Source organism: Marinimicrobium sp. UBA4209, from assembly GCF_002381585.1.
Lineage (GTDB): Bacteria > Pseudomonadota > Gammaproteobacteria > Pseudomonadales > Cellvibrionaceae > Marinimicrobium > Marinimicrobium koreense.
Genome location: NZ_DFTP01000056.1, coordinates 7212 through 10407, shown reverse-complemented (window position 1 = coordinate 10407; position 3196 = coordinate 7212). Strand labels below are relative to the sequence as shown.

1 protein-coding gene and 1 pseudogene are annotated in these 3196 nt (G+C 63.1%); both read right to left on the bottom strand.

Annotated elements, in window-relative coordinates:
* Positions 1–73: 73 nt before the first annotated feature.
* Complete coding sequence (locus B3187_RS08345) at positions 74–724, bottom strand: DUF3313 family protein (RefSeq protein WP_286805708.1); 651 nt, start codon at positions 722–724, stop codon at positions 74–76.
* 16 nt (positions 725–740) lie between these two features.
* Positions 741–3196 (bottom strand): annotated as a pseudogene (gene purL / locus B3187_RS08340) (phosphoribosylformylglycinamidine synthase); the annotation flags it as partial.

The following is a 3196-nucleotide window of genomic DNA, read 5'->3' as shown; positions in this document are numbered from 1 at the left end:
CCGCCCTACGCCAACTGCCGTGCTATTCGTAGGGCGGATAAGCGCGAAGCGCGCATCCGCCGTGACAATCCCCCTACCGACGCAACGCGTCCAACTCCTCCCGAAACCACACCATCCATTCGAGAAACGCCCTCTGAACCTGCATGGCCGTCAGGGGACTGTTGCGTTCATTCAATGAGCGATCGATCGGCTGCCGGCTGGTCATGGTGGCCACCAGATCGCCGGATACACTGTCGTACAGATCGAGCGTCAGCAACATCACAATGGTGCCACGCGGCGCCCCGGAACCTTCCTCCGGCGCCTGAACCGCCTGGCGCAGCTGCCCTCGCACCTCCAGCACACTCGGCCCGGGATCCATGGCGAGAGCATAATCTCCGCGCATCACCAGGGTATGCACCAGGGACTCGGTATAGGTCTGACGGAAAAACTGGCGATCGTTGCTATTCAGGTCTTTGAGCGGTAACTCCCGGCCGGCCGGGCGCCACTGATCCAGGTTCAGCGCCGGCACCCGCAGGGAGTTGTAGCCGCTGAAATCCACCCCCGGCACCACAAACACACCGTCCAGTGCGGGGTCATCCAGGGTGGCCACCAGGGCGTCGTCGTCACCCGTCGACCCGGCGCGCTCACGCTCCTCGGATTCCGGCGTACTGGCGCAGCCCGCCATCAGCAGGCTTACGGCCAGTAAGCCAAGCCAGCAAAAACCACCGGAAATACGACGCTGCATAACCCGCCTCTTCTGATCAGTCTACAAAGACCCGGGCATTGCGGAACATACGCAACCAGGGGCCATCATCGCCCCAACTGTCCGGGTGCCAGGAATTGGTCACCGAGCGGTAAACCCGCTCCGGGTGCGGCATCATGATGGTGACCCGGCCATCGCGACTGGTCACCCCGGTGATGCCTTTCGGCGATCCATTCGGGTTGGCCGGGTAGCGCTCGGTCACCGCCAGGTGATTGTCGAGATAACGCAGGGATACCAGGCCACTGGTGTCACACTGTGACAACTGATCGGCGGAAAATTCCGCCCGACCCTCGCCGTGGGCCACCGCCACCGGCAGATGAGAACCGGCCATGCCCTTGAGCAACACCGACGGCGATTCGTCGATACGGACCAGGCTGACACGGGCCTCGAACTGTTCGGAGCGGTTGCGCACAAAGTGCGGCCAGTGCTCAGTCCCCGGTATCAGGGACTTGAGGTTGGACATCATCTGACAGCCGTTGCACACGCCGAGACTGAAGGTGTCCGCCCGGTCAAAGAAGGCGGCAAACTGATCCCGGGCGCGGGGATTGAACAGAATGGTTTTAGCCCAGCCCTCACCGGCACCCAGCACATCACCGTAGGAGAAACCACCACAGGCCACCAGCCCTTTGAACTCCTCCAGCGAACGACGGCCGGAGAGAATATCGCTCATATGCACGTCCACCGCCTGGAAACCGGCGCGATCAAACGCGGCCGCCATTTCCACCTGACCGTTGACGCCCTGCTCGCGCAGCACGGCAATCGCCGGGCGGGCACCGGTCTGAATATAGGGCGCGGCAATGTCCTCGGCGGGATCAAAGGTCAGCTCGGCGCTCAGGCCCGGATCATCGCTCAGCAGTTGTTCAAACTCCTGGCGGGCGCACTCGGGGTTATCCCGCAGGGCCTGCATGCGGTAGCTGGTTTCCGCCCAGAGGGTTTGCAGAATGGCCCGGGACTGATCAAAGATCAGCTCGCCGTCGGCTTTGAGGTGCACCCAATCTTCATCATTAGGCTGGCCGATGACGCTGGCGGGTACCCCGGCCTGCTCAAAGCGGGCGAGCACCGTATCGCGGTCTTCGCGCCGGACCTGCAATACCGCACCCGGCTCTTCACTGAACAGCGCCGCCAGAGCGTCGTCACCCAGCCCGGTCAGGTCGGCGTCCAGGCCGCAGTGGCCGGCAAAGGCCATCTCCACCAGGGTCGCAAACAGACCGCCATCACTGCGGTCGTGATAGGCCAACAGCTGCTCCTCGGCCAGACTGGCCTGAACCGCGTTGAAAAAGCCTTTCAACTGGTCGGCGCTGTCCAGGTCCGGGGACTGTTCACCCATCTGGTTATAAACCTGTGCCAGAATGGAACCGCCCAGGCGATTTTTGCCGTTACCCAGATCCACCAGAATCAGGTCGGTGTCACCTTTATCCAGATGCAATTGCGGGGTGACCGTCTGGCGGACATCCAGCACGGGGGAGAACGCCGAGATCACCAGCGACAGCGGCGCGGTCACAGCCTTTTCCTGACCCTCGTCCTGCCAGGCGGTGCGCATGGACATGGAGTCCTTGCCAACCGGAATGGTGATGCCCAGAGCCGGGCACAACTCCATACCCACCGCCTCGACGGTGCGGTAGAGTTTTTCGTCCTCGCCCTTGTGGCCCGCCGCGCACATCCAGTTGGCGGACAGCTTGATGTCCGACAGCTTCTCGATGCGGGTCGCGGCAATGTTGGTAATGGCTTCGGCAATAGCCAGCCGACCCGAGGCCGGCGCGTCCAGCAGCGCCACCGGCGTGCGCTCGCCCATGCTCATGGCTTCGCCCCGGTAGCTGTCGTAACTGACCGTGGTCACCGCGCAGTCCGCCACCGGCACCTGCCAGGGGCCGACCATCTGGTCGCGGGTGACCATACCGGTGATGCTGCGGTCGCCGATGGTGATCAGNNTGCCAGGGGCCGACCATCTGGTCCCGAGCTACCATGCCGGTGACCGAGCGATCACCAATGGTGATCAGGAAGTTCTTGCTGGCCACCGCCGGGTGCTTGAGCACCCGCTCGGCGGCTTCATTGAGGTCCAGCTCGGCGGTGCCAAAACTCTGGGTGGCCGCCTGATAGCGCTCGGCGCTGCGGTGCATTTTGGGCGGTTTGCCAAACAGCACGGACATGGGCAGATCCACCGGCTTGGCATCGAAGTGCTTGTCGTTCACCAGCAGGTGCTTCTCGCTGGTCGCCTCACCCACCACGGCATAGGGGCAGCGCTCGCGCTGGCAGAGGGCTTCAAAGCGCTCCAGATCTTCGGGCTGAATGGCGAGTACGTAGCGCTCCTGGGATTCATTACACCAGATTGCCAGAGGGCTCATGCCCGGCTCGTCATTGGGGACATTGCGCAGCTCAAAGGCGCCACCGCAGCCACCGTCTTTCACCAGTTCGGGGAAGGCGTTGGACAGACCGCCGGCACCCACATCGTGAATA